The sequence below is a fragment of the Oribacterium parvum ACB1 genome (assembly GCF_000238055.2).
GTDB lineage: Bacteria > Bacillota > Clostridia > Lachnospirales > Lachnospiraceae > Oribacterium > Oribacterium parvum.
The window spans coordinates 1522810-1546840 of sequence record NZ_KE148312.1 but is presented as its reverse complement, the minus strand read 5'-3'; the positions used below and the strand labels follow the sequence as shown (position 1 = coordinate 1546840).

Annotated in this window: 21 protein-coding genes; all 21 read right to left on the bottom strand. The window is 42.0% G+C overall.

All coding sequences use genetic code 11. The annotated features are described in order from the left end of the window. Positions 1-19: 19 nt before the first annotated feature. Positions 20-538 carry a hypothetical protein gene (locus HMPREF9625_RS06890; protein WP_009533979.1) on the bottom strand — a complete coding sequence of 173 codons (519 nt, stop codon included), beginning with the start codon at positions 536-538 and terminating at the stop codon, positions 20-22. 138 nt (positions 539-676) lie between these two features. Next, the gene (locus tag HMPREF9625_RS06885; protein WP_009533978.1) at positions 677-940 is read right to left on the bottom strand and encodes a hypothetical protein; all 264 of its coding nucleotides are present in this window, start codon (positions 938-940) and stop codon (positions 677-679) included. Further along, positions 937-1530 carry a type IV toxin-antitoxin system AbiEi family antitoxin domain-containing protein gene (locus HMPREF9625_RS06880; RefSeq protein WP_009533977.1) on the bottom strand — a complete coding sequence of 198 codons (594 nt, stop codon included), beginning with the start codon at positions 1528-1530 and terminating at the stop codon, positions 937-939. Before HMPREF9625_RS06880 ends, HMPREF9625_RS06885 begins: the two co-directional genes overlap by 4 nt. A 272-nt stretch (positions 1531-1802) precedes the next feature. Then, positions 1803-2420, bottom strand: a complete 618-nt coding sequence (locus tag HMPREF9625_RS06875) for a flavodoxin family protein (protein ID WP_009533975.1) — start codon at positions 2418-2420, stop codon at positions 1803-1805. A 94-nt stretch (positions 2421-2514) separates the two neighbouring features. After that, on the bottom strand, positions 2515-3678 hold the full coding sequence (locus tag HMPREF9625_RS06870; protein WP_009533974.1) for an iron-containing alcohol dehydrogenase: 1164 nt from the start codon (positions 3676-3678) through the stop codon (positions 2515-2517). A 286-nt stretch (positions 3679-3964) separates the two neighbouring features. Next, positions 3965-4510: a hypothetical protein gene (locus HMPREF9625_RS06865; RefSeq protein ID WP_009533973.1), complete on the bottom strand. Its 546-nt coding sequence runs from the start codon at positions 4508-4510 to the stop codon at positions 3965-3967. A gap of 350 nt (positions 4511-4860) precedes the next feature. Further along, entirely contained in the window at positions 4861-6078 is a 1218-nt protein-coding gene (gene tyrS / locus HMPREF9625_RS06860) for a tyrosine--tRNA ligase (protein WP_009533972.1), read from the bottom strand. A gap of 22 nt (positions 6079-6100) precedes the next feature. Further along, positions 6101-7141, bottom strand: coding sequence for a 3-deoxy-7-phosphoheptulonate synthase (locus tag HMPREF9625_RS06855; RefSeq protein WP_009533971.1), 1041 nt, complete (start codon positions 7139-7141; stop codon positions 6101-6103). Between the two features lie 131 nt (positions 7142-7272). Further along, positions 7273-8316: a 3-deoxy-7-phosphoheptulonate synthase gene (locus tag HMPREF9625_RS06850; RefSeq protein ID WP_009533970.1), complete on the bottom strand. Its 1044-nt coding sequence runs from the start codon at positions 8314-8316 to the stop codon at positions 7273-7275. 435 nt (positions 8317-8751) lie between these two features. Next, positions 8752-9936 carry an MFS transporter gene (locus HMPREF9625_RS06845; RefSeq protein WP_009537959.1) on the bottom strand — a complete coding sequence of 395 codons (1185 nt, stop codon included), beginning with the start codon at positions 9934-9936 and terminating at the stop codon, positions 8752-8754. A gap of 164 nt (positions 9937-10100) precedes the next feature. Continuing rightward, the gene (locus HMPREF9625_RS06840) at positions 10101-10835 is read right to left on the bottom strand and encodes a MerR family transcriptional regulator (RefSeq protein WP_009533968.1); all 735 of its coding nucleotides are present in this window, start codon (positions 10833-10835) and stop codon (positions 10101-10103) included. A 552-nt stretch (positions 10836-11387) separates the two neighbouring features. Beyond that, on the bottom strand, positions 11388-12596 hold the full coding sequence (gene trpB / locus HMPREF9625_RS06830) for a tryptophan synthase subunit beta (RefSeq protein ID WP_036569171.1): 1209 nt from the start codon (positions 12594-12596) through the stop codon (positions 11388-11390). A 618-nt stretch (positions 12597-13214) separates the two neighbouring features. Next, entirely contained in the window at positions 13215-13958 is a 744-nt protein-coding gene (locus tag HMPREF9625_RS06825; RefSeq protein WP_009533966.1) for a hypothetical protein, read from the bottom strand. Continuing rightward, positions 13943-14911: a helix-turn-helix domain-containing protein gene (locus HMPREF9625_RS06820; RefSeq protein WP_009533965.1), complete on the bottom strand. Its 969-nt coding sequence runs from the start codon at positions 14909-14911 to the stop codon at positions 13943-13945. Before HMPREF9625_RS06820 ends, HMPREF9625_RS06825 begins: the two co-directional genes overlap by 16 nt. Positions 14912-14995: 84 nt before the next feature. After that, complete coding sequence (locus HMPREF9625_RS06815; protein ID WP_009533964.1) at positions 14996-16036, bottom strand: hypothetical protein; 1041 nt, start codon at positions 16034-16036, stop codon at positions 14996-14998. Between the two features lie 416 nt (positions 16037-16452). Then, positions 16453-17400 (bottom strand): L-lactate dehydrogenase, encoded by a 948-nt coding sequence (locus HMPREF9625_RS06810; RefSeq protein ID WP_009533963.1) that lies wholly within the window; start codon positions 17398-17400, stop codon positions 16453-16455. 233 nt (positions 17401-17633) lie between these two features. Continuing rightward, entirely contained in the window at positions 17634-19361 is a 1728-nt protein-coding gene (gene hemZ, locus HMPREF9625_RS06805; protein ID WP_009533962.1) for a coproporphyrinogen dehydrogenase HemZ, read from the bottom strand. A 232-nt stretch (positions 19362-19593) separates the two neighbouring features. Then, positions 19594-20580 carry a 3'-5' exoribonuclease YhaM family protein gene (locus HMPREF9625_RS06800; RefSeq protein ID WP_009533961.1) on the bottom strand — a complete coding sequence of 329 codons (987 nt, stop codon included), beginning with the start codon at positions 20578-20580 and terminating at the stop codon, positions 19594-19596. A 12-nt stretch (positions 20581-20592) separates the two neighbouring features. Further along, positions 20593-21816, bottom strand: a complete 1224-nt coding sequence (locus tag HMPREF9625_RS06795; protein WP_009533960.1) for a PDZ domain-containing protein — start codon at positions 21814-21816, stop codon at positions 20593-20595. Between the two features lie 3 nt (positions 21817-21819). Next, positions 21820-23217 carry a sensor histidine kinase gene (locus tag HMPREF9625_RS06790; protein ID WP_009533959.1) on the bottom strand — a complete coding sequence of 466 codons (1398 nt, stop codon included), beginning with the start codon at positions 23215-23217 and terminating at the stop codon, positions 21820-21822. A gap of 17 nt (positions 23218-23234) precedes the next feature. Continuing rightward, positions 23235-23969, bottom strand: a complete 735-nt coding sequence (locus tag HMPREF9625_RS06785; protein WP_009533958.1) for a response regulator — start codon at positions 23967-23969, stop codon at positions 23235-23237. Positions 23970-24031 lie beyond the last annotated feature (62 nt).

Below are 24031 nucleotides of genomic sequence, written 5' to 3'. Positions count from 1 at the left end.
CTAAACCTTGATCATTCATTTACTTTCTGTGAAATTGTTCTATCTCTTGCATAAAACAATCCGCTTTTTTTCTATCCAAGATGATGCTTACCTTCTCCAGCTTATTGAGTTTCTTCTCATACAAACCACAAAAAATGGGATTCCTAACTTTTATGGTCATCTTCAGACAATGAAACGGACGATTTTTCGTTTTTATTTGTTCTATGTCATCAAGTTTAAATTTAAAATGTAATACACTCCGTCCTCTACTTCCATAAGTATAGTATTGAACAACTTCGTTTTCATAAATTTCTAATTTCACTCCATTTATGAAGAGATAATATCCCATAAACCATACAAGGAGCGGAGCGACAATCAACACAATGGCTATAATCATTTTATCGGAAAAATCAGTATGATAACGCATAAGATGCTTCAGTACCCGGATAACAATAAAGGAAAATACTACCATGGATAAGCAGCCTATCCTATTAAAGTTAGACTTGTGAGGATAGGTCAAGACAAGTTTTGGTTCCTCTTGTAAAGATTCTAATTTCATATTTCCCCCTGTCTTTCGCATCCCTTCCTTTTTGAAAATGAGCATTTTCATACTCTCTGTTGGGTATTGCTCGGCAACTAAAATTACATTATTGTACGCCCACAGCTCAATGGTTCTGTCCTCAACAATAAGCGGCAGTTAATACGCTATTGCTTTCGGCGTAATCTCGTCACCAGTTGAAATATCCATCTTAATGGTCTGCTTTAGCTTATCCATAGTGCAGTCTATAGAAGATACTAAAAGCCCACCCTTTAACACAAAATTATCTCTATATCGTGATAAAGAAACTCTCTCCAGAAGTCTTTCCATCAGATATATTCTTAGCATTATCTGGGATTTGTCACTACTTCCCCCTGCTTTATTTTTTATCTTTGCCTTTACAGCTGTAGCACTTTTCATCATAGTAATACCTCTGTATATTGTCTCACCTTATCCGAAATTCCCATGATGCGAGCATATTCCATGAGCTTATGGATATTTTTGTCACTACCTGAAAAATAAGACCTTAAAGCCATCTGGAATACTTGAATATCCATTCTATTTTTATTCTTGATAATATCACAGATACAGCGCTCTCTATCATAGATTCGTACTGTATTACCGGTAAAGGTCTTCTCCTCTGTCAAGCCAAGCTCTATCCATTCCGGTCTTACCGTATGGACTATAATGCCTTTATCTTTTAGATGTTTTGCGTTATAGCCTCGTTCTACAGTAATTACCGGTGCAAAAGGCTCTCTATCGGAAAGATTATGAATATACAAAGCTGTCTCATGAGAAAAAATAATTTTTCTATTTCTAAGCTGAATCAAATATAGTCTATCTTCCCATGCATCAGGCGAGATATATATGCCGGGAGCTACCTTTTCCATTTCCTTCTTATGGACATAATCCAGAACTGCAGATTTTGATACTCCTTCATTTTGAGCATCAATTAATCGAATATATCCATTCTGTTCTTCAAGTAATTGATCAAAGATATTTACTTCGTTCATATGAGCACCCCCGTTCGCTATAATTTTAAAATTTAGTAGCGAAAAGGTCAATACCTTCTCGCTACAATATCCTTTTTGTGTAGCGAGAAGGTATTGTCTCTTCTTATTCTCTGTATTCTCTTATCCCTCAATATTAGCTGACAATAGCCCTTTCTTAGGGCTGCCGCTAACTGCGATGCTGTGGCCGAAGAAAAACTCATCATCATCAAGTTTTCCTCCATTTATTACCAAATGATTTCAAAGCATTGATACCTTACGGATAAATGTTCTCCCTATCGGATAAAATTGGTAGCTACCCCCTCTTCTTGCTCCGGTAAACCGTATTTTTCTTTTCCCAGAGCAATGCTCTTCATCAGAAAGGCCATATTTCTGGCCAGAGTTCTCATGGTTTGCAGGCCTTCCAAATCTTCCTTCGCCTCTCCTTTTTCGCATCCATGCACGCTGTTCCAGTATTGGCTGGAGGCCACCGGCATTCCTGAGATTGTAAAATACTTATTCAATTCATCAAAGGTAGCAGATAAACCGCCTCGTCTTGCCACAACCACACTGGCTCCCACCTTCATAGTCTTATCAAAATGCGTGCTATAAAATAGTCTGTCCAGGCAGGCAATCAGGGTGGCATTTGCAGAAGCGTAATAAACCGGGGATGCCACTACTAAAGCATCTGCGGCTTCAAACTTCTCTGCCAGCTCATTTACAGGGTCATTGAAGACACATTTTCCATTTTTATAACAATATCCACAGGAAATACAGCCTCGTATATCTTTGTTTCCAATCTGCACCACTTCTACTTCTATATTTTCCTGCTCAAATACCTTAATTATCTCCGCGAGGGCAATGCTTGTATTGCCCCCGATGCGTGGACTTCCGTTAATTATCAATGTCTTCATAAAATCTTCTCCTGACCTCTTTATGCAACTCCTGTTGTATATCTCCTCCAACTTTCCTTCCTAGGGCGTTTTTTACTTTATATCTTTTCGCCTCTTACAGTGACGCCCTGAAAATCTCTGCAATATCCTTCTCTAGGAGAGGTGCCCAAGCTTCTTCCAGTCCCTCATTTTCCGCAACATGCTTTGCCATTTCGTCAATTCTCTTCTCATCAATTCCCACATCTCTAAGATGCATAGGAATGTTAATGGACTCGAAGAACTTGTAGGTTGCATCAATAGCCTGCTCCGCAATCGCAAACTTATCCTGCTTTGCATCGATTCCGAATACATTTACCCCATATTTCATAAAGCGATCCACTGTCTTGTTATTTAAGATATGCTTCATCCATCTCGGGGTAATAATGGCCAAGCCCTCACCATGAGTAATGTCATAGTAGGCCGAAAGCGCATGTTCCATCCCGTGGCAAGGCCAGCCGGACTCACTGTTACCAAGGGAGTAGATGCCGTTACAGCCATAGGTGCAGCAAAGCATCATCTCCGCTCTTGCCGTGTAGTCTTCCGGATTCTCCAAACACTTTCTTGTATTTATCATAAGACTCTTTAATGCCGCCTCCATAAAACCGTCATTTAAAAGGGTGGAGTCCTCACAGAAATACTGCTCCATAATGTGATTCATGGCATCTGCACAGCCTGCTGCCGTTTGCTTCTTAGATACAGTGAAGGTATAGGTCGGATCCAAAAAGGAAACCGCAGGGTAAAGAAGGGGATCACTATACCCCGTCTTATCATTGGTTTCGGTTCTGGAAATCACTCCGCCTGCATCATATTCACTTCCCGTTGCCGAAAGCGTAATAATATCCACAATCGGAAGGGCGGCCTTCGCCTTCACTTTATAAGTAATCAAATCCCAAGGATCTCCGTCATATTTTGCTCCTGCGGCAATGGCCTTCGTGCAATCCAAAACACTTCCGCCTCCGACAGCAAGGATGACATCAATGTCCTTGTCTTTACAGATTTTCACGCCATCCAACACACTGGGATTATATTTCGGATTCGGTTGAATGTCGGGAAGCTCATAAATCTCATAATCCTTTAACAGCGCCTTTACCTTGTCATAAAGACCAATCTTTTTGATGCTTCCGCTTCCGTAGCTAAGCAGAATCCTCTTACCGAACTGCTTCATTACTTCCGGAAGCTCTTCAATCACGCCTTTTCCGAAAATAAGTCTTGTGGGTGTACAATAATCAAAGTTTTGCATTGGTAACCTCCTGGAATCTTAGCCTCCTTACTATTAGATAGAAAGGAATCAAACTATTCTTTATATTCTATCTTAACAAAATGCAAAGTGAACGTATAGAGGATTCATAAACCGGATTTTTTTACAATTCGTAAGCTATATTTTTTTACAATGAATTCCCATCTTCAACACAGATGCATCTTACAAAAAAGCAGAGGTTTTCCCTCTGCTCTTCCTAGTCCATATTCAAGTTTTTCTTGTCAAAACCAAGATGCATTCTTTCTCCATGTAACGGATTTTCGAGATCTTAGTTCTTTCTTGCTGCTGCCGGTCCAAGCTCTCTGATTCTCTTCTGCAGTAAAGTCTCTCTTTCTTTTGCCTTCTCCTGGAAGTCTTTGAAGATATCTTCTTCTACAATACCGAAGTATATTTCATCGTAGTTTTCCGTTCCCTCATTGTAGATTCGAAGTACATAGCAACGATCTGCCGTGTTGTACAAACTGCCGTTGTTCTTAGCACTTTCATATTCTTCTTCCGGAAGGAGTGTGAACTTCTCTCCATCCAGTAAGGTTTTTCCCATCAGACGGTTGCGAATCCCCCTGTCTTCCCCCTCCAGGTATTCATTGCAATAGCTCATGACCTCGACTTTTTTTCCGTTTTCCAAAGAAAAGGACAAGGTAGGATTCTCTGTAACGATATAAGCAGTTCTTGCAGACTTACTAACAGGATCATTTACTTTTCCTTCTACATAAGGAACATCAATCTCTATTGCTTTCTTTTCTCCTGCATAGGCGATAAGGCCGCAAGAAAACACCATCAGTGCAAGAACGGATAAAACTATTTTTCTAAACATATCTACTCCCGAAACATGGATTATATGAATGATAATCTTTTCAACAAAGGTAAAAATCGTACTTCTTGTTATTTCTATTCAGTATAGAATCATTTTCATAAAAAACCGGAGTAGCCTTCTCGACAACTCCGGTAAAATTATAACTAGATTTTTTTTAGTATGCAAGTAAGTACAAGTCTTATAAGGTATATTGTAAATATATCGTAAGAAGATGTTATATATTTTTTCTTTTTTTCGAATATTAATTTTTAATAATTATTACTCAGGAAAGGCAAGTATTCCGTTTAGAATAGAACCTTCATTCTTTTAGAATCCTATCTTCACTCGCTTAGAATCATATCTTCACTCGTTTAGAATACTATCTTCACAAAACTCTTCTTTCCCTTTTGTAAAAGAGGCTCTTTGGAGAGCTCTTCCGGGCTGAAGACTCTTCCGATATCCGTCACCTTTTCTCCGGCAAAGCTTACCCCGCCCTGCTGCACATTTCTTCTTGCCTCTCCCTTGGAAGGCGCAAGACCCGTGAGAACCAAAAGGGTTAAAACATCCACGCCGTCCGCATATTCTTCCTTCGAAAGAGTATAGCTTGGCACATTCGCAGAAGCACCGGATCCGGCAAAGAGGGACTTCGCCGCCTCTTCCGCCTTCTTTGCTTCCTCCGTGCCGTGTACAAGCTCCGTTAAATGGAAGGCAAGAATTGCCTTCGCCTTATTGAGCTCCGCCCCTTCCCACTTGTCCATTTCCCGGATTTCCTCCATCGGAATAAAGGTGAGAAGGCGAAGGCACTTTCCTACATCAGCATCATCCACATTTCTCCAATACTGGTAGAAATCGTAGGGAGAGGTCTTCTTCGGATCCAGCCAAACCGCACCGCTTGCGGTCTTACCCATCTTCTTTCCTTCCTTATTGGTAAGGAGGGTAATGGTCATCGCATGGGCATCTTTTCCGAGCTTCTTTCGAATAAGTTCCGTTCCGGCAAGCATATTGCTCCACTGGTCATCACCGCCGAACTCCATATTGCAGCCGTAGTCCTCATAGAGGCGGTAGAAGTCATATCCCTGCATGAGCATATAGGAAAATTCCAGGAAGGAAAGTCCGTTTGCAAGACGATTCACATAGCAACGGGCTCTCAGCATCTCATTTACGGAGAAATGCGGTCCCGCCTCTCGTAAAAACTCCATGAGATTTAAGTTTCGAAGCCAGTCCCCGTTGTTGACCATAATGGCTTTTCCTTCGGAAAAGTCGATAAAACGGCTCATCTGCTCTTTGAAGCAGGCAATGTTGCTGTCAATTTCCTCTACGGTAAGCACCTTTCGAAGATCCGTTCTTCCGGAAGGGTCTCCAATCATTCCCGTTCCGCCGCCCATTAAGGCAATCGGTCGATTCCCCGCCATCTGCAGTCTTTTCATCAGGCAAAGCGCCATGAAATGCCCTACATGGAGGGAATCCGCAGTCGGATCGAAGCCGATATAAAAGATCGCCTTTCCGCTGTTTACCATCTCGCGAACTTCTTTCTCGTCCGTAACCTGCGCAATCAAGCCTCTATCCTGCAATTCCTCGTATACACCCATTTTTTCCTCCAAAAATTTCCTATTATCGAATCTGCGCCTGATACTCATAGACCGTCGAAATGAGACGCAGCGTATCTTCCCAACCAATGCAAGGATCCGTAATACTTTTCCCTAAAATATGCTCTTCCACCTTTGCAGAACCTTCTTCTAAATAGGATTCCACCATAAGCCCCTTCACAAAATAGGCCAACTCTTCGGAATACTTCCGAAAATGCATGATTTCCTGGGCAATTCGAAGCTGCTCCTTATACTTCTTTCCGGAATTGCAATGATTCGTATCCACAACCACGACCGGATTCAGTAGCTCTTTCTTCTCATATAAAGAATGAAGCAGTTTCAAGTCCTCATAGTGATAGTTCGGTATCATCTGCCCATGCTTACTCTGAGAACCTCGCATAATGGCATGCGTATAGGGATTTCCTGCCGTTTCCACTTCCCATCCCCGGTAAATAAAATTGTGTCCATGCTGTCCTGCATAAATGGAATTCAGCATAACGCCGAGATCACCTGAAGTCGGGTTCTTCATACCTACCGGGATATCCACTCCGGAAGCCACCATCCTGTGTTGCTGATTTTCCACAGAGCGCGCCCCAACTGCAACATAGGAAAGTACATCATCGAGATAGTTATGATTATCGGGGTAAAGCATCTCATCCGCTGTAGAAAAGCCGCATTCCTCGAGTACCCGGATATGCATACGACGAATCGCTAGAATCCCTTCCGTAAGGTTGGAGCGCTTTTCCGGATCAGGCTGATGAAGCATACCCTTATAGCCCTCTCCCGTGGTTCTGGGTTTGTTCGTATAAATCCTTGGCACTATAAAAATCCGGTCTTCCACTTCCTTGGCCACTTCTTTTAACCTATGACAGTACTCCAGCACAGGATCCTCATGGTCTGCGGAACAAGGTCCTATGACAAGGAGAAATTTCTTGCTTTCTCCCCTGAATATGGACTTCATCTCCGCATCTCTCTTCGCCTTTCTCTCTATCAGCTCCTTCGATAAGGGATACTGCTTCTTTACCTCTTCCGTTGTCGGCAATTGATTTAAGAACGAAAAACCCATAACTCCCCCTTCCTTTTAGCTCCTAGAAGTATAAAGGAAGAGAAATAAAAGTGCAAGAAAACGAAAAGACCGAAATAGCCATCATTCCAATCCACGTCTAATCACTCCGTTTTATTTTACAAGAAACATAATCAATACTTCGTCTGACTCTGGTAGTCGTAAATATTGGAAATCAAGCGCAGAGTGTCGTCCCAACCGATACAGGGGTCGGTAATCGATTTTCCCAAAATATGCTCTTCCACTTTTGCGGAGCCCTCCAAAAGATAAGACTCTACCATAAGCCCCTTTACAAAATGGGCCAATTCCGTTGAATATTTTCTGGAATGCATGACCTCATGCGCAATACGAAGCTGCTCCTTGTACTTCTTTCCGGAATTGCAATGGTTTGTATCCACTATCACCGCAGGATGCAAAAGCTCCTTCTTCTCATAGAGGGAATGCAGTAGCTTTAAGTCCTCATAGTGATAATTCGCAAGCATTTGCCCGTGCTTGTTCTGTGAACCTCGCATAATCGCATGGGTATAAGGATTTCCGTCCGTCTTCACTTCCCATTCTCGGAAAATAAATTCATAGCCGTGCTGCCCCGCATAGATGGAGTTCAGCATGACGCCGAGATCTCCCGAGGTCGGATTCTTCATGCCTACCGGTACATCGATTCCGGACGCCACGAGTCTGTGCTGTTGGTTCTCCACCGAACGTGCACCGACTGCAACATAGCTCATCATGTCGGAAAGATAGCTGAGGTTATCCGGATACAGCATTTCATCTGCGGTGGAAAATCCCGTCTCTTCCAAAACCTTCATATGAAGCTTTCGAATTGCATAAATTCCCTCGGTTAAGTTGGGACGTTTCTCCGGATCCGGCTGATGAAGCATGCCCTTATAGCCCTCCCCCGTGGTTCTGGGTTTATTCGTATAAATTCGCGGCACGATAATAATCCGATCTTCCACATCCTTTGCCACTTCCTTTAATCTGTGGCAATACTCGAGGACAGGATCCTCATGATCCGCGGAGCAGGGACCGATAACGAGGAGAAACTTCTTGCTTTCCCCTTTAAAAATCGCCTTGATTTCAGCGTCCCTTTTCGCCTTTATCTCCGTAAGCTTTTCTGACAGGGGATACTCTTTTCTAACCTCTTCCGCGGACGGTAATCGATGTAACAGTGTAAATCCCATAGCTCCTTACTCCTCTCTTTTTTATTTTGTAGAGTATATAGAAAGTTCGGAAAATGTGCAAGAAAAGGAGTTCCTATCTAAAGAAAAAGGACTCTCCTTCTAAATCATACTCTTGCATTTCCACAGATTATATCTAAAATAGATTTTACAGAAATTGATTTTACCGAAATCAATTTAACCGAAATCAATTTAACTGAAATCGATTTAACTAAATTTATTTTAACTATAAGTATTTCAATCAAACAAAAATCAATGTTTTACTATTTTTGCTCTTGGAAAAGAAAGTGAGGAGATACTATGCAGGATATTTTCAGGGGCAAAAACTGTAAACTGATTTCTATAGAAGAAATGTACTGTTAACAAATAAATTTCTAAAAAATACCACAAAGCCTTGTTTTTCATCGCTTTGTGGTATTTTTCACTACACATTATGTTTTAGTGCTCTCCATTCTCGTTGAATTCAATATTTTTCATAAAGGAGTACATACCAAAAAGAAGAAAAACGATTCCCAGGGAAGAGATTGCTCTCACGCAGCCTGCCAGCTGATTCAACATTCCGCCAAAAGGTTTAGACACTAACGAAGAGGCATCCGAGATATTTTGAAAGATGGCATACTGTCCCCGAATTTCTCCCTCCACACTCCTGTTAAACAATTCTACCGAATAATAAAGCATAACAAGCGCACTGAGTATACCGCTGAACAGCAGGATAACGAGTAACATCCCAAAAACAGGCTTTAGAACAACAGCCAAAAGGAGCCCTCCCATCATCATTGTACAAATAAAAGATACTTTCCTAAGATGAATCTGTGTAAAGGGCATCCCTCCTATGATACTTCCTACTAGCCCTCCGAATGCCATAGCGGACATGAGCATGGAATATTGCATAGCATCGGCATGCAGCACTTTATAGATATATTCCAAGGTCAAAATGGAAACTGCACCGCCTACAAAGCATAAAATGAGGCAGCCTGTAAAGAGTTCTTTGTTCTTTCGGATACTTCCTATGATATCTGTCCCCCCGGTACGAGTCATTTCCGGAGGCGACGGCTTTTCCATCCCCTTTAAGAAGAGGATGATCAGGGCTGCCAGAATATAGCTTACAATGTCCAAAATATAAATACTCTTTACCCCAAAACTCGTAAGAATCGCGGCTCCCACGAGGGGACTCACAACGGTCACGAGGATATTTACCGTTCTTGATGCACTCTGTCGCTTCTGCATGTCTTCATCCTTCGTAATCCGCTTTAAATATTCCGCTCTTAAGCACTCCAAAATAAAGAAAATCGCGGAATATAGGAAGAATACAAGATAGATTAACAGTACATTATCGATAAAAAGCAAAATACACATGGGAATGACACATAAGAATTCCCCCAGAGCAAAAATAAAGCGAAAGCTGCCATGGAATTTCATTTTACCAAGAAAAGGAGCAAGCAGAAGCTCAGGCAATAGTGTAACAACCGCAAAAAGCGCCGAGCTCATCAGGTTTTTCGTATTTCCATAGATAAATAAGGTCAGAGCAACATTGCTCATGCCGGAGCCAAAGGAGGAGATGAAGTCCGCTAGCAAGAGAAGAATAAAGTTGTGTGTTGATTGTGTTGTTTGTGTACGAGCCATCATCGCTTTCCTTTTATTCCTGTCGTATGTAATCAAAGTTTTACATTCCTTTTTTCCTGTATCTTAAAGTCAGCTATTCTTTTCCTAATCTATAGAGTATTATACCGTATTTATTCTTCAAGAGGAGTGCCGCAATTTGAAGGAGTGAAAAGGAGTTTTTAATCCTATTGCTCTTTTACATATTGTTGGACGGCATCGCATACATATTGTGCTGTTCCATCCCCAAACTGATCTAAGTTGTTTTTGAATTCTTTATTCTGAACATACCCATAAGCGATGCTTGAAAATACATCCATCGGGCAGTCAAATGCATATCTACATAAATGTTTATATAGTTCTTCCGCTAATTGTATATTTTCTTGCGCTGTGGCACTCAATCCATTTGACTTATTTTCAGAAAAAGCAAAGAATATTCTATTAAATCCATTGGTTAATTCTTGTTCTTTTCCCTTTTGCTTTTGGATCGCCTCTTCAATCACTTCTCGACCATAGAGGTCTATAGCAGCCTGCTTATATTTTTGATTATCTTGATAGCTAAACCCTTTAAATTTCTCTTTTGTTGACATGGAAACCTTCCTTTCTTTTGATTCTATTGTCTTTTCCAATGTTTCTATCAAAGTTAGGAGTTTTTGTTTTTCTTTTTGCATTAATTTGAGCTGAGCCTTTAGATGATATAGTACTTCCCCATCCCCCTTTTTTAACAATTCTTTTATCGTCTTTAAGGAAAATCCCAGGTATTTATAGAACAATATCATTTGCAGGAATGTCATATCCTCTTCGGTATAATACCTGTAACCATTTTCTTTTTTTTGAGGAGACAGCAAACCAATCTCATCATAATGATGTAAAGTGCGCACCGATACACCACTAATTTCACTAACATATTTGATCAAATACATCTAGGCACCTCCTAACAAGGAAGACTATAAACTATTACATTACGTTATAGTCAATAGCTTTTTTTCTAACTTAGAAAAAAATCATGCACCACAAGCTAAAGAGGAATAGATAAAAAGTCAAAACTATAGAATTTATGCAATCGGTTTTTAACGAGAGATCGCACGCTTTACAAGCGATAGTCGTTATGAATAAAAAAGAGACTGTAAAATTAAAGCAATGCTATTTATTGCTATGCAGGTTTGCTGTGGGACAATCTGAGCCCGTGGGTACTTGCGAAAAACAAATGAAATGCAGTTTTTCGCTTAGTATCCCCTACGTAAGGACAAACTTTTCATCAGAAAAGTTGTCCTGTACGAGACCAACTTCCGAAGGAATTTGCTTTGCGAAGCAAAGTGAGCAGTGGTTAACAAAGCCACTGCTCAGTCAGGCGAGGTTAGCGAGAGCGTGTCTCGCAGTGAACCTGCATAGCATAAAGTGCTTTTAATATTTTACAGTCTCTTTATTCGAAGCTCTATACTTACCGTTCGAGCTTCATTCCTATATTTCTCTTCTTACTCTCTGATCCCGTACTTCTCGATGATATAGTCCATATCCTTGTCTCCTCTTCCGGAGAGGTTGATGAGAATGGAGCCCTTATTCATCGTCTTTGCGAGCTTCATACCGTACGCCACTGCATGGGAGCTTTCTATCGCTGGAATGATGCCTTCCATTCTGGAAAGGGTGAAGAATGCATCAATAGTCTCGTCATCATTTACCACATCATATTTTACTCTTCCGATATCATGTAAGAAGGCGTGCTCCGGACCGGAAGACGGATAATCGAGACCGCTCGCTACGGAATATACCGGTGCCGGCTCTCCTTTTTCATCCTTTAACATAATGCTGTTAAAGCCGTGCATAATGCCCTCTTCTCCATAAGTAAGGCTTGCCGCATGATCTCCGAGTGCGGTTCCTCTTCCCAAGGGTTCTACGCCGTAAATCGTCACCGGATCATTTAGGAATCCGGAGAAAAGTCCCATAGCGTTCGATCCGCCGCCTACGCAGGCTACGATTGCATCCGGAAGCTCTCCGGTCATATCAAGGAACTGCTCTCTTGCCTCGATTCCCACTACACTCTGGAAATCTCTCACCATCATGGGGAAGGGGTGCGGTCCCACTACGGAGCCGATGCAGTAAATGGCATCCTTGTATTCCTTCATGTACGCGAGGAATGCGGCATCCACTGCCTCTTTCAGCGTGGCAAGGCCATCATTTACTTCTACTACTCTTGCACCGAGAATCTTCATTCTGGCTACATTCGGTGCCTGCTTCTTGATGTCTACCGCACCCATGTAAATGTCGCACTCCATGCCGAAGTATGCTGCTGCGGTAGCCAAAGCCACACCGTGCTGTCCGGCACCGGTCTCTGCAATAACCTTCTTCTTTCCCATGTATTTCGCAAGAAGCACCTCACCCATGCAGTGGTTTAACTTGTGGGCACCGGTATGATTTAAGTCCTCACGCTTTACATAAAGCTGTACACCGGTATTGATTTTCTCGGAGAGTCTCTCCAAGTGAGAAATAGGAGTCGGTCTACCCTGGAACTCCTTACGGATTCTTCTTAACTCCGCAATAAACTTTCTGGACTTGGAAATGGTGCGGTAGGCGTGGTCGATTTCCTCCATCGCCTTCTTTAATTCCTCGGGGATATACGCTCCGCCGTACTTTCCAAAATAGCCGTTTGCATCCGGATAGTTCTTTAAATAAGTCTCAAAATCCACATTGTTCAGCTGCATCGTTCTTTCCTCCTTTTTCTTCCCCGCCTTTTTTCCGGGGTCGGTAAATGTGATGTTCTTTACCAAGGAGATGATAGTATTTACGGAATCGTCACACTTCGTGCTTTTACGATTCCTGCCTGACATTCGCACTCCCAAAGCTCTGCGTGCTTCTTCGTGCTCATGTCAGGGGCGATCCGGAAAAGTTTACGATGTTCTTTGTAAGCAAGCTTACAGAACATCTTAGACTTTTATGTCTCGGTAAATACAAAAAGTCCCCGGCAAAGAAAGTTTCTTTGCCAAGGACGAATAAACAAATAATCTATCCGCGGTGCCACCTTGATTCACAGCTTACGCTGCGCCGCTTAGCAGGATACCAACATATCCCCGGGAACTCACGTATCCCTACACGTTGCAGAATACTCCGGAAAAATCCGTTTCCCTGCACCCTCAGTGGTCCATTTGACAATTTGTTTCTTACCCGATTCTCAGCATCGCGGGTTCTCTGTAAAGGCATCGTTGCCGTTATCTCCACCTCAACGGTTTACAATATTCAGTTGTTGAGAACGGATTTTACACGGAAGTACAAGAGCTGTCAAGCAAAAAAATCTTACGGAATAACAATCATATGTATATTTCTCTCAGATAGGCTAGTGCTTCCTCCATTTCAAACGGTAAGAACAACTGTGCAAATGGAATATTCTCCATTCTAATTTCTTCCATAAATCTGATTATGTCTTCATACACAATACCATTTGTTTTGATTTTATTATTTCTACGAGCTATCTGAAGAAGCCGAAATACATCATATTTATGTTTTTTCAAATCTCTTTCATTTACATGTTCACCTCTTGCTTTCCTGTCCTTTAAATCCAGCCAGGCATACATTTTAAACGGAATCAGATGCTCCGTATCAAGGACGCTTATACCTGAAACAATTCTTCTCCCGGCGAGCATGAATTTATAGTAGTCATCATTGAGTAAAATTGCAGATAAACTTGAAGTATTCTCATCAATATGTATCGGAATAATTCCCTCCGGAATATAGTTGATATAATCAGGCTCTCTTGAGAACAGTTCTATCATAGCAGGGTATCCGGAACGTGGTTCAGTAAATCTGTAGAAATGTGCCTTTTCACTGTTTTTCCAGCCGAAGCGATATTCCCCCTCCTTGATAAACTCCCAGAATATATGAGCAAACTCCTTGTACCTTGCCTCCATAATCAGAATCATATCAATATCTTTTGTCGCCCTAAAATCAGTCCCCGCCTCCGTCATAAGTATATCGCAGGCAGTCCCGCCAATTACCGTATAGCAATCCGTGTAATCCTTGAATTTTTCTATGAAACTGTTTATTTCGGTCCCCATATCCACCCCTCCAAATATTCCTCGACTGCTCCTTCAATTCTTTCATCTGCAATTCCGTCAAAGCAAATTGACAGTGAAATAGGATCCACAATTCCGTCATTTGAAAACATTGCCGGATTATATTTCCATAGTTCAAGAAATAGCGGTTTCTCTTCAGTTATCCATTTTGGATCAATCTCTTTTACACCATCTACATTAAAATCTGCTTTATATACAGCCCGAACCGGAATCTTTGGTTCATTTAACATCGTTACCTTGGAAAGAGCCGACTCCCCGGAATATACATATTCGCTATATCTATAATCAGCTTCCGTTATCAGTATGCGTTGAATAGGGTTGATTAGATATGGCTTCGCTTTTTTGTAAAGTGCAAAATCTGACATTTCAGTTCTCATATAGTATTCTTTACCTTGTATTTCCTGAGATATAAGCCCCATTGCTACCAACTGCTCACTTGCCCTTGTAATAGAAGTCCTAGTGACCCCAATAGCAGCCGCAGCATCTTTTTTCATTACAGCCTGCCCTTTGCTTTTATAAAGCATATAGAGAAACAGCAGTTGTGTTACAGGCATCATTTTATCCCGTCTCGTCTCTTGCTTTTTCTTAAATGTATTATTCAGCATCATACCAAGAAACGGTAAATATAGTTGACCATTATCCGTAATAAATGGAATGTTCCTTTCAAGTAGCTTATCACGCTGCAATTTAGTCACTGCAGAAAATCCGAACACAACCGGGATGCCATATTTATTAGATAAAAATGACAACTGCTTCTCCAGAGCAACAATTCCAAACCTCTCTTCTTTCGAAAGCTGCACACAAAGAAAGGCTATCTCTTTATACGACATTCTAAAAAAGCTTCTCTGTGCTGTCATAAACACAGGAAGCCCTTTAGTATTTATTTCCTCAGCTTGAAAGTTCAAACCAAAAATATTCTTATTTAGGATTTCCATGAATTTAACCTCGATAACATTTTTATTGAATAATAACATAATCTATATTATTATTCAACAAAATATATTATTATTGAAAATCCTCTATGCTTTTTCCAATATTCTCTTCCAGCAATGTTCGATATGGGAAAATGTACTTTTAGCCTTCTTCATCATATAATTTCTGAAGTTCACATCCTTCGTATTATCCGTCACAAAATTCAGATATATCTCTTTTACAGACTTTAAAATAGTATCGTCCTGACTCTCATTATATCGTCTAAATTCCTCTGAAATGGCTTTCCAATAGTCCTTATACGCTTTATCTGTTTTTGTGATTTTGGCTTTCATACTTTGGTATTTTGCTTCTTCTACCGGCTTTAAAGAAGATCCAAAGTAATCTTTCCTTTTTTCTATGCTAAGCCCAATCGCTCTTTCCATTCCTTCAAATGGATTTTTGTAATCCTCAATTATCTTTTCATTGTGACTTTTATATAAGTCTATCAGTTTACTAAATCCTTCTTTTTGATCATCAGGAAGCAATTTTTCCGCAAGATAAGACAAGGCATTTGTAGAACTTTCTAAAGAAGTAATCGCTTCCGCCTTAGACATATATGGTCTTGGTCCGGAATGAAATGATCCTCTTACATCAATAAATCCCGTATTAAACTGAAGACCGGTCAAAAAGTCCATCCCATTCGTAATTTCCGAAAGCAAATTTTCAAATTTTTTTACATCCTCATCACTCCTATTTTCATAAAAACCGTGCTGATCCAAATATTTTGTAAAATTCAACCATTGATTGGTCGGATTTTCCCAAAACTCATCTGTTGCTTCTCTCCCTGCCGCCACCTCTTTCTGCTGTCTTAAGAGAATCTCATACATATCTATCTTGCCGGATTCAGGAAAATCAATTGAACCATGATCCTTCTTTCCCTCTCCGTTACCCACTGTCCCTTTCTGTGCTTTTTCAGCGGAAAGTTTCTTCCCTTCATCAGAAAGAAGCAAGGAATCTACTACTTTTTGTCCTCTTTCCAAAATCTTTTCTATCTCTTTATCATACGATTTTTTAAGATTAATCCCCAGTTTCGCTTCTATCCTTCTGTTATATACTCCGGTAAAATACTCCGTTCCTGCTATTTTCATCTTCTCCTCCTTAACTCTCTAAAATACACTCTTTTAGTTTCCTTCCTCATCTATCCCGAACTCTTTCAGTAGAAATTAAAATGCAACGAAAAATTCATTTCAAGCTATGTCGTACTTACTATTATTCTCGTCATATATATATATATATATTATCTCTTTTTAATGATTTTTTTCTTGCCCTATAAAATTAGTTTACAGAAATTGCAAATCCTATACTCTTAGAAAAAACGAATCTTTATGCTTTTGATTGCTACACCGCTTTGGAATGCCGGCAAGCTCTCCGACTTCACCTGTGTTACTTGTTAAACGAGATATTGCAAACTTTGCAAACAATACCCGTTAAGAACAAAAAACGCAGCTAGCGGATTCTTCTCCAAAAGCTGCATCTTCCTTTTTTATTTTCTTAATTTATACACTTAGCTAAACGCATCCTCTATAACCTTCTTTAAGGTATCGGCAGAAGCTTGAAGAGCCTCTTTCTCTTCTTCACTTAAATCAATTGACACCACTCTCTCCACACCCTGTCTTCCGACAATCGCAGGAACGCTTAAGGAGACATCGGAAATCCCGTACTCTCCATGTTGCATGCTGGAAACGGGAAGGATGGATTTCTCATCACGGATAATCGCCTCACAGATTCTTCGAACGGACATCGCGATTCCGTAATAAGTTGCCTTTTTCTTCGCAATAATCTCGTAGGCACTGTTTTTTACATCTTCCGCAATGCGTTTCATGGAGGCGTCATGCTCCAAGTGACCGCGAAGCTCGCAGAAATCATTTAGAGGAATACCGGAAACATTTGCACTGCTCCAAGCGGCAATCTCACTGTCTCCATGCTCTCCGATAATGAAGGCATGGACGGAACGGTTATCAATGGATAAATGCTCTCCCAAAAGATACTTCAGTCTTGCTGTATCGAGTACCGTTCCGGAACCGAAGACTCTGTTCTCCGGAAAGCCGCTGAGTTTTACCGCCGCATAGGTTAAAATGTCCACGGGATTTGCCACAATGAGCAATATTCCCTCATACTTTCTCTTGGCAATCTCCGGAATAATGCTCTTAAAAATCCCTACATTTTTCTTTACCAGGTCGAGTCTTGTTTCTCCCGGCTTCTGTCCCGCACCGGCAGTGATTACAATTATGGAGCAGTCCATGAGATCATCATAGTCTCCTGCATAAATCTTCATGGGCTTAGCAAAAGGAAGCCCGTGACTGATGTCGAGTGCCTCTCCCTCCGCTCTTTCTCTATCTACATCATTTAAAACGATTTCTGAAAAAAGACCGCTTTGCATAAGGGCAAATGCGGAACTGGATCCCACAAAACCGCAGCCGATAACCCCCACTTTTCTCTCTTGAATATTCATCTCTTCTCCTTCCCTTTCATCCCTTTTTCTCTATTTCCTTAATTTGCCCTATCCAAAGTCCGGAAACGGGATATCACACGATTCACGCACGACACTCGTTAAACGTATATGCTTTGGTAAGGTCTTTCATCATATAGTAAATACAGGAAATTCCGAAGAATAACTTTTCGAAAGAATATCCCGCCCGAAGTTAGTATAGGCTAAACGCCTATGAATTGCTAGTTATTTTTTTGTCAATCTTGTTTTTCTTTGTATACACGGAGTTCTTCCAGCACCCTCCGCTTCTTCTCCTGATATTCCGCAAAATGCTCCATGTAAGAGCGGAAGTCTTTTCCGTTATCCACTCTTTCCAGTCTTCCGTTTCCGAAGAGAATTTTCGAAGAGCTTCCTGCCCCGACTCCGAAAACCGTATGCTTTTCTTCCATCATGAAAATATTATAGAGGCACTCCTTCCCTTCTTTACTGAAACCGATATTTTCCAGATTTCCCGCCATATTTTTTTGCCGGTAAAGATAATAGGGAAATAAAGACAGTTCCTCTGCGGTCTGCATGGCGGAAAGCATCATCCACTCCATTTCGCTCCGACTCTCTCTCTTCTTCCAAGAAGGGATATAAGAGAGGGTAAACTCTCTTTCCAGCGGAAATTCCTCGGAAGACGCCCCTGCCTGATAAGCACCCCTGTACTTGTTTTCCTCCGTTTTCAACTTCGCGGCACGCTTTACCGCAAGAGAGTGTACTGTGAGATTATCCGGAGAAAGTGCATGAATCCTTCGAAGGCTCTCCTCCACATCGGAAAGCCTTTCTGAAGGCAGTCCTAGGATGAGATCCATGTTAATGTTGTCAAAGTCCAGAGCTCTTGCTTCATAAAAACGCTCCACCACAGACTCGACACTGTGCTTTCTTCCGATTAAATCCAAAGTTTCCTGTCGAAAGGTCTGCGGGTTAATGGAAATACGGTCCACGCTGTGTGCTTTTAAGAGGGCGAGCTTATTCTCCGTTAAAGAGTCAGGCCTACCTGCCTCTACCGTGTATTCCAGTACCTTGGAAAACGGCGAGCTCAACAGTTTTTTCTCCACTAAAAGAAGTAAGGCTTCCAATTCTTTCGGAGGAAGGGCAGTCGGTGTTCCTCCGCCGATATAGATGCTTTGCAGTGTTTTTCCGCGCTTTTCTCCCATTTCATAGAGTGCAAAATCCAGCTCTTCGGAAATCTTATCGAGATACTCCGGAATACAGTCGGAAAAAGGCCCAATCGGGGAAGAAAGAAAGGAGCAGTATGCACATTTACTCGGGCAAAAGGGAATATGAATGTAAATGCTGAAGCCGTCTTTTATCTTTACTCCGCTTTTCTCCTCTGCTCTCTGTAAAATCTTCCTTTCTCGTATAGCAAGAAAATGTAAGAGTTCTGCCTTTTCCCCCTCCAAGCAGTATTCGTCCTTTAGGGCAGTATAAAAGCGTTCTTCTTCTTCCGTCTTTTCCTGATTTTCTTCCGGCTCTGTCAATTCTTCCAACTCCTCCAGGAGCTTCCCGGAAAGAGAGACCGGACGAATCCCTGTCAAATCCCCCCAAGGAAGACTCCGCCCGCATTTTTCTTCTAAAATTCGGTAAAGATACGCCTTCACAATCGACTTATCCTTTGTGCGCTTTCCGCTAAAAGATAGCTCTGCTCCCCGTAAATCCAAGGACAGACGGAAAAGAGAAGGGTCGGAAATCCCCTCCTCTGTCAGAATTCGATTTTGTTTTTCCGCATCTTTCCGCTTTAAGCTCTTCTTGTTTACGGGCACGGCAGACTTTTGCTCTTTCGCACGCTTTAAGGCATTCTTCTCCTCCTGCGTCGTCTCCATAAGCCGCACACCCTCCGGCGTATGCAGCTGAAAATCCTCCCCCGGATAAAAAGCCTTACAAAGCTCTCGAATATCACTCTCAAACGGAAACAAAGCCTCATCTAAGAAAATCTGAATCAAAGCAATGTCCTTTCTAATGCATGAATGAATATTTATGTATTTTAAGAAAAAAAGTATTGATAGTATTGGAATAAAGCGTATGGAGACGCCGGTACTTGCAGAAAACGAGCACCGCGAAGTTTGATGCTTAGTACCGTTGCGTCGGAATCGAGCGAGAGCGTCTTTATGAAAATACTATAATACTTTTTTCTATTATTGCATCTATGAGTACATGGCAGTGGACAAGGGGAGCTTAGAACATACTCTTCCTCACATTGCTCTCCAAGAGCTTATTGTATCCGATCCAACCATTCCCTTCCTTCGCCTTTCCGGACTTCTCTCCCTGCTCGATAAACTCCCGCATGGTTTGCAGTTTGGCATCCGTATTGTCCGCAAAGGCAAGGGCCAAAGCTTCCATAGTAGCCGGCTTCTTCGGAGAGCCGAATTCCAGTTCCCCGTGATGAGAAAGAATGCAATGCAGAAATTCCGAGCGAAGCGCATTCGGAAAATCGGGAATCAAGGCAATTTTCTCGGAAAGCATGGTATAACCGATCATGATATGACCAAGAAGCTGTCCCTCGTCCGAGTAATCATTTCTCGGAAATTCACTGAGCTCCCTCATTTTCCCGATATCATGACAAAGTGCTGCGGAAACCAAAATATCTTTGTTTAAATCAGGATAGTGCTCTGCATAAAATTGACATAGTTTGGCCACGGATAAGGTGTGCTCCAAAAGGCCGCCCACATAGCTGTGATGCACGGTTTTTGCCGCAGAGTGGAAAGAAAACTCCTGCATAAAAGCCTTATCTTCCACAAAGATACTCTCTAAAAGCTTCCTTAAGAATGGATTCTCCAAAGCGGAAATCATAGCATAGAATTCCCTCTTCATTTCCTCCCTGTCCCGCTTGGAAACCGGCAAGAAATCTTCCGGATAGAAACTTCCTTCCGTTGCAACGGAAAGTCTTTGAATACTTAGCTGATTCACACCGTTATACAATGCAACGTTGCCCTCCACATAGACATAGTCCAGCGTAGAGAACTCGGCAATTCCGGGTGAAAACGGATCCCAGATCTTCGCATCGATTGTTCCGGTCCTATCCTGCAAGGTTACATTCAGGTATTCCTTTCCGTTTTTTGTGAGTGCCGTGTTCTTCATTTTCACCAGATACACATTGTTCACTCTTGTGCCATCCCTAAAATTCTCGATAAAACGATTAGGGTTAGGGATATTTTCACTCATATACATTCCTTCCTACCTTGTCCCAAGCGGACAGGAAAACTCCAGTTCCACATATTCCTTCCCATTATAGCGGAGAACTGCGATTCGGTAAATCTCTCCCGGATTCTGCTTAAGCAAGGCTTCCTGAAAGGTCTTTACACTGCTTAATTCTTCTCCGTTTCCCTTCTTTAACACATCTCCGGGTTGGATGCCGGCATTATAAGCAGGGCTCCCTTCTTCCACCTCCGAGATATAGATTCCCTCCGGAATCCCAAGCTCCGCCATTTTTTTAGTCGTGTTTTGCACGCGAATCCCCAGATACGGTAAAGCATTTCCGTTGCTTAAACGTGCCAAATACTCCAAGCAATCGGATAAACCTGTAATTCGCGGATAGCTTTCCTCACTTCCCCTTGCAAAACCGACCAATTGTCCGGCAGTGTTCAGAAAAAAGATATTTCCTTCTCCCTTTTCTGCTAACTGCAGCTCGATTTCCTCAAGGATTCCGTCTATAGCCGGCTCCTCATAAGAAAGATACGATACATAGGAAAAGACGGTCGAATACAGCTTCCCGCTCGGAGCTCCGATACCGATTAAGGTCTCGCCCCTTTGCAAAAGACGGGAATTCCCTCTGGGAATGAGACTGAGCTTTTCCATCTCCTTCTCATTAAATGCACTAAGAGGCACGGATAAAATCAGAATTCCGTCCTTTTTACTCTCTGAAACCTTTGTTCCTTCCACTTCTTTTTCCCGGAAAAAGTGAATCCGATATTCCTCTCCTTCTTCGCTATTCCAAGGAAATAAGACAAATAGGGAATCTCCGGTTTTTTCCAGAATAATGCCGTTTCCCTGCTTCTTTTCCTTCGTGAGCAGATCCGCTCCTCCACTGGAAATCTCTACATCCACAAGGGACTTTTCTCCCTCCTGAATTATATTCTTCAGGTTTCCCATCATGCTGTCATAGGCAGAAATAGGGAAGTCGAATTTCTGAATTTCGGATTGAACCACATCTTCAATGGCTTCCGTTTCTTCCGTACTGCTCTCTAGTTCCGTGCTTTCCGATTCCGAGAAGGCCACTGTTTCCTTCTCTTTCTTTTTTTCCGTCTTCGGAAGAAGAGGAAAGAGAAATGCTGCCGTCAAAAATGCGCCAAGGGAGAAAATCATGCCGGAAAGAAAAAGTAAAATCACTTTTTTCCCTCTCTTTTTCCAGCTTCCCTTTTGTCCCACTATTTTCTCTTTTATAAAGTCTTTCTCTTCCAAGGATTATGCCTCCTCCTTTAAAGACATGGGGAGTGCAAAGCTGAATTCCGTGCCCACTCCCTCCGTGGATATGCAATCTATATGTTCATTATGGGCCGTGATAATACTCTTCACAATACTTAGTCCCAGACCCGTTCCCCGTTTATCTCTTCCTCTGGAGAGGTCCGTCTTGTAAAAGCGCTCCCATATTTTTTGTAAGTCCTTCTTCGGTATTCCGATTCCCTGGTCCTTTACCGAAATAAAGACCTTCGTTCCTCTTCTTTCCGTCCTCACGATGACTTCCGTTCCTTCTTTGGAAAATTTCACCGCATTGTCCAAGAGATTGTAAAGAACCTGTTGAATCTTAGGATAATCTCCGTAAACCATTTCCTTTTTCTCCGCAAAAACCAGAGAAAACTGCAGTTTCTTCTTAGCACACTGCATCTCAAAGCTGCTACAGACCTCTCGAATCATTCTATTGATGTCAAAATTACTCCGATTCAGATTCCCGCCCTCATCCAGCTTATTCAAGCTCAGCATCGACTGTGTAAGCTTACTGAGTCGATCCGTCTCCATAATCAGGCGTTCAAGATACTTTTCTTCCTTATCTCTCGGAATGGTACCGTCCAGCATCGCTTCCAAGTATCCTTTTATGGAAGTCAGAGGCGACCGGAAATCATGGGAAACATTCGCAATAAACTGTCTTTGATAGTCATCCGACTTTTGAATCTCTTCCGCCATATAGTTTAGCGTATCTGCAAGGTATCCCATTTCGTCTTCGGAAGAAACCTGAATACGATAAAGATATTCTCCGGCAGCATAGCGCACGGCTCCTGCCGTGATTTTCCGAAGCGGTCGGTAGACGAAAAAATAGAATACAGCGAAAACGGAAAAAGATAAGATAAAAGTGAGCACGAAAACCTCAAATAAAATCTCCATCGCCCCTTCTTTTTTTTCTTCTATTTCCGAAAGTGGAATGTGGAGGTAGAGATAAGCAAGATTCTGAAAATTCCTGCGTATCGGAGCCTTACTGATGAGTTGTTCTTCCGTAAGCATTCCCTGCAAATCTCCGCTGTAATAGGTTTTATCTCCCTTTTCCGCGACATGAAAGTCGGCTATTTTTTCTCCCTTGATTTTCTCCGGCCCATAATGAAGAAGGATTTCCCCCTCCGGACTGATGAGTGTCCAGCCCCATGCCTTGTTATGGATATTTCCTTCCATTTCACTGCTCAGTCCGCTGATGGAAAGCTTTCCATTCTCTTCCTGCGAGTAATAATTGGCGATTCTCGTCACTTCCTTATAAAGCGCATTTCCCTCCGTATTATAGAAATAATGCTGAAGTGCAGTTCCTCCGTAGAAGGAGACAAAGGATAAGGCAAGTAGAAAGAAGACCAGGTAGACCAGTAAAAATTTAATAAACAAATGCTTTCTCAAGCTCTTCACCCTACCCTGAACTTATATCCAATGCCCCAAACCGTGGAAATCTCCCAATCCGCTCCTTCCGGAAGCTTTTCTCTAAGGCGCTTGATATGCACATCCACGGTTCGGGAATCTCCCGCAAACTCATAGCCCCAGATATTGTCCAAAAGCTGTTCCCTAGTAAAAACCTGATTCGGAGAACTGGCCAAAAAGTACAGAAGCTCCAGCTCCTTCGGCGGCATATCAATGGATTTTCCTTGATAGTGCACCGCATAGTTGCTTAGATTGACAACCAGATCCGGATAGGCAATATATTTTCCTTTTTGCAACTGCTCTTCGCTATCTGCTGACTCCGTAAGCTCATAGCTTCCCTGCTTTCTTCCCGGCTGGAAACGACGAAGCACGGCCTTTACTCTGGCAACGAGCTCCTTAGTGTCAAAGGGCTTTAAAATATAGTCATCCGCCCCCAGCTCCAAGCCGAGTACCTTATCAAAGGTTTCTCCTTTTGCGGAAAGCATGATAATCGGTACATCCGAGCTCGCGCGAATCCGTCTGCAAACCTCATATCCGTCAATCCCGGGAAGCATCAAATCCAAAATCAAAAGGTCTGCCCCCTCTTTTTCATAGAGACTTAATGCCTCTTCTCCATCCTCCGCAATTGTTGTGGAGAAGCACTCCTTTTCCAGATACAAAGATATAAGTTCCGCAATGGAGCTGTCATCATCTACTATTAGAATTCTTTGTTTTTCTGCCACAATTCCTCCATCTTCTAAGCTGCTCCTCTGTCACAGTCGAGCCAAAGCCACACCCTGTATGA

Coding starts and splice junctions, on each gene's coding strand:
- HMPREF9625_RS06820 (WP_009533965.1), bottom strand. CDS start 14,911: ATGGAAATCCTAAATAAGAATATTTTTGGTTTGAACTTTCAAGCTGAG.
- HMPREF9625_RS06800 (WP_009533961.1), bottom strand. CDS start 20,580: ATGAGTGAAAATATCCCTAACCCTAATCGTTTTATCGAGAATTTTAGG.
- HMPREF9625_RS06865 (WP_009533973.1), bottom strand. CDS start 4,510: ATGTTTAGAAAAATAGTTTTATCCGTTCTTGCACTGATGGTGTTTTCT.
- HMPREF9625_RS06875 (WP_009533975.1), bottom strand. CDS start 2,420: ATGAAGACATTGATAATTAACGGAAGTCCACGCATCGGGGGCAATACA.
- HMPREF9625_RS06880 (WP_009533977.1), bottom strand. CDS start 1,530: ATGAACGAAGTAAATATCTTTGATCAATTACTTGAAGAACAGAATGGA.
- HMPREF9625_RS06855 (WP_009533971.1), bottom strand. CDS start 7,141: ATGGGTTTTTCGTTCTTAAATCAATTGCCGACAACGGAAGAGGTAAAG.
- HMPREF9625_RS06870 (WP_009533974.1), bottom strand. CDS start 3,678: ATGCAAAACTTTGATTATTGTACACCCACAAGACTTATTTTCGGAAAA.
- HMPREF9625_RS06815 (WP_009533964.1), bottom strand. CDS start 16,036: ATGAAAATAGCAGGAACGGAGTATTTTACCGGAGTATATAACAGAAGG.
- tyrS (WP_009533972.1), bottom strand. CDS start 6,078: ATGGGTGTATACGAGGAATTGCAGGATAGAGGCTTGATTGCGCAGGTT.
- HMPREF9625_RS06845 (WP_009537959.1), bottom strand. CDS start 9,936: ATGGCTCGTACACAAACAACACAATCAACACACAACTTTATTCTTCTC.
- HMPREF9625_RS06810 (WP_009533963.1), bottom strand. CDS start 17,400: ATGAATATTCAAGAGAGAAAAGTGGGGGTTATCGGCTGCGGTTTTGTG.
- HMPREF9625_RS06850 (WP_009533970.1), bottom strand. CDS start 8,316: ATGGGATTTACACTGTTACATCGATTACCGTCCGCGGAAGAGGTTAGA.
- HMPREF9625_RS06840 (WP_009533968.1), bottom strand. CDS start 10,835: ATGTATTTGATCAAATATGTTAGTGAAATTAGTGGTGTATCGGTGCGC.
- HMPREF9625_RS06825 (WP_009533966.1), bottom strand. CDS start 13,958: ATGGGGACCGAAATAAACAGTTTCATAGAAAAATTCAAGGATTACACG.
- HMPREF9625_RS06890 (WP_009533979.1), bottom strand. CDS start 538: ATGAAATTAGAATCTTTACAAGAGGAACCAAAACTTGTCTTGACCTAT.
- HMPREF9625_RS06885 (WP_009533978.1), bottom strand. CDS start 940: ATGATGAAAAGTGCTACAGCTGTAAAGGCAAAGATAAAAAATAAAGCA.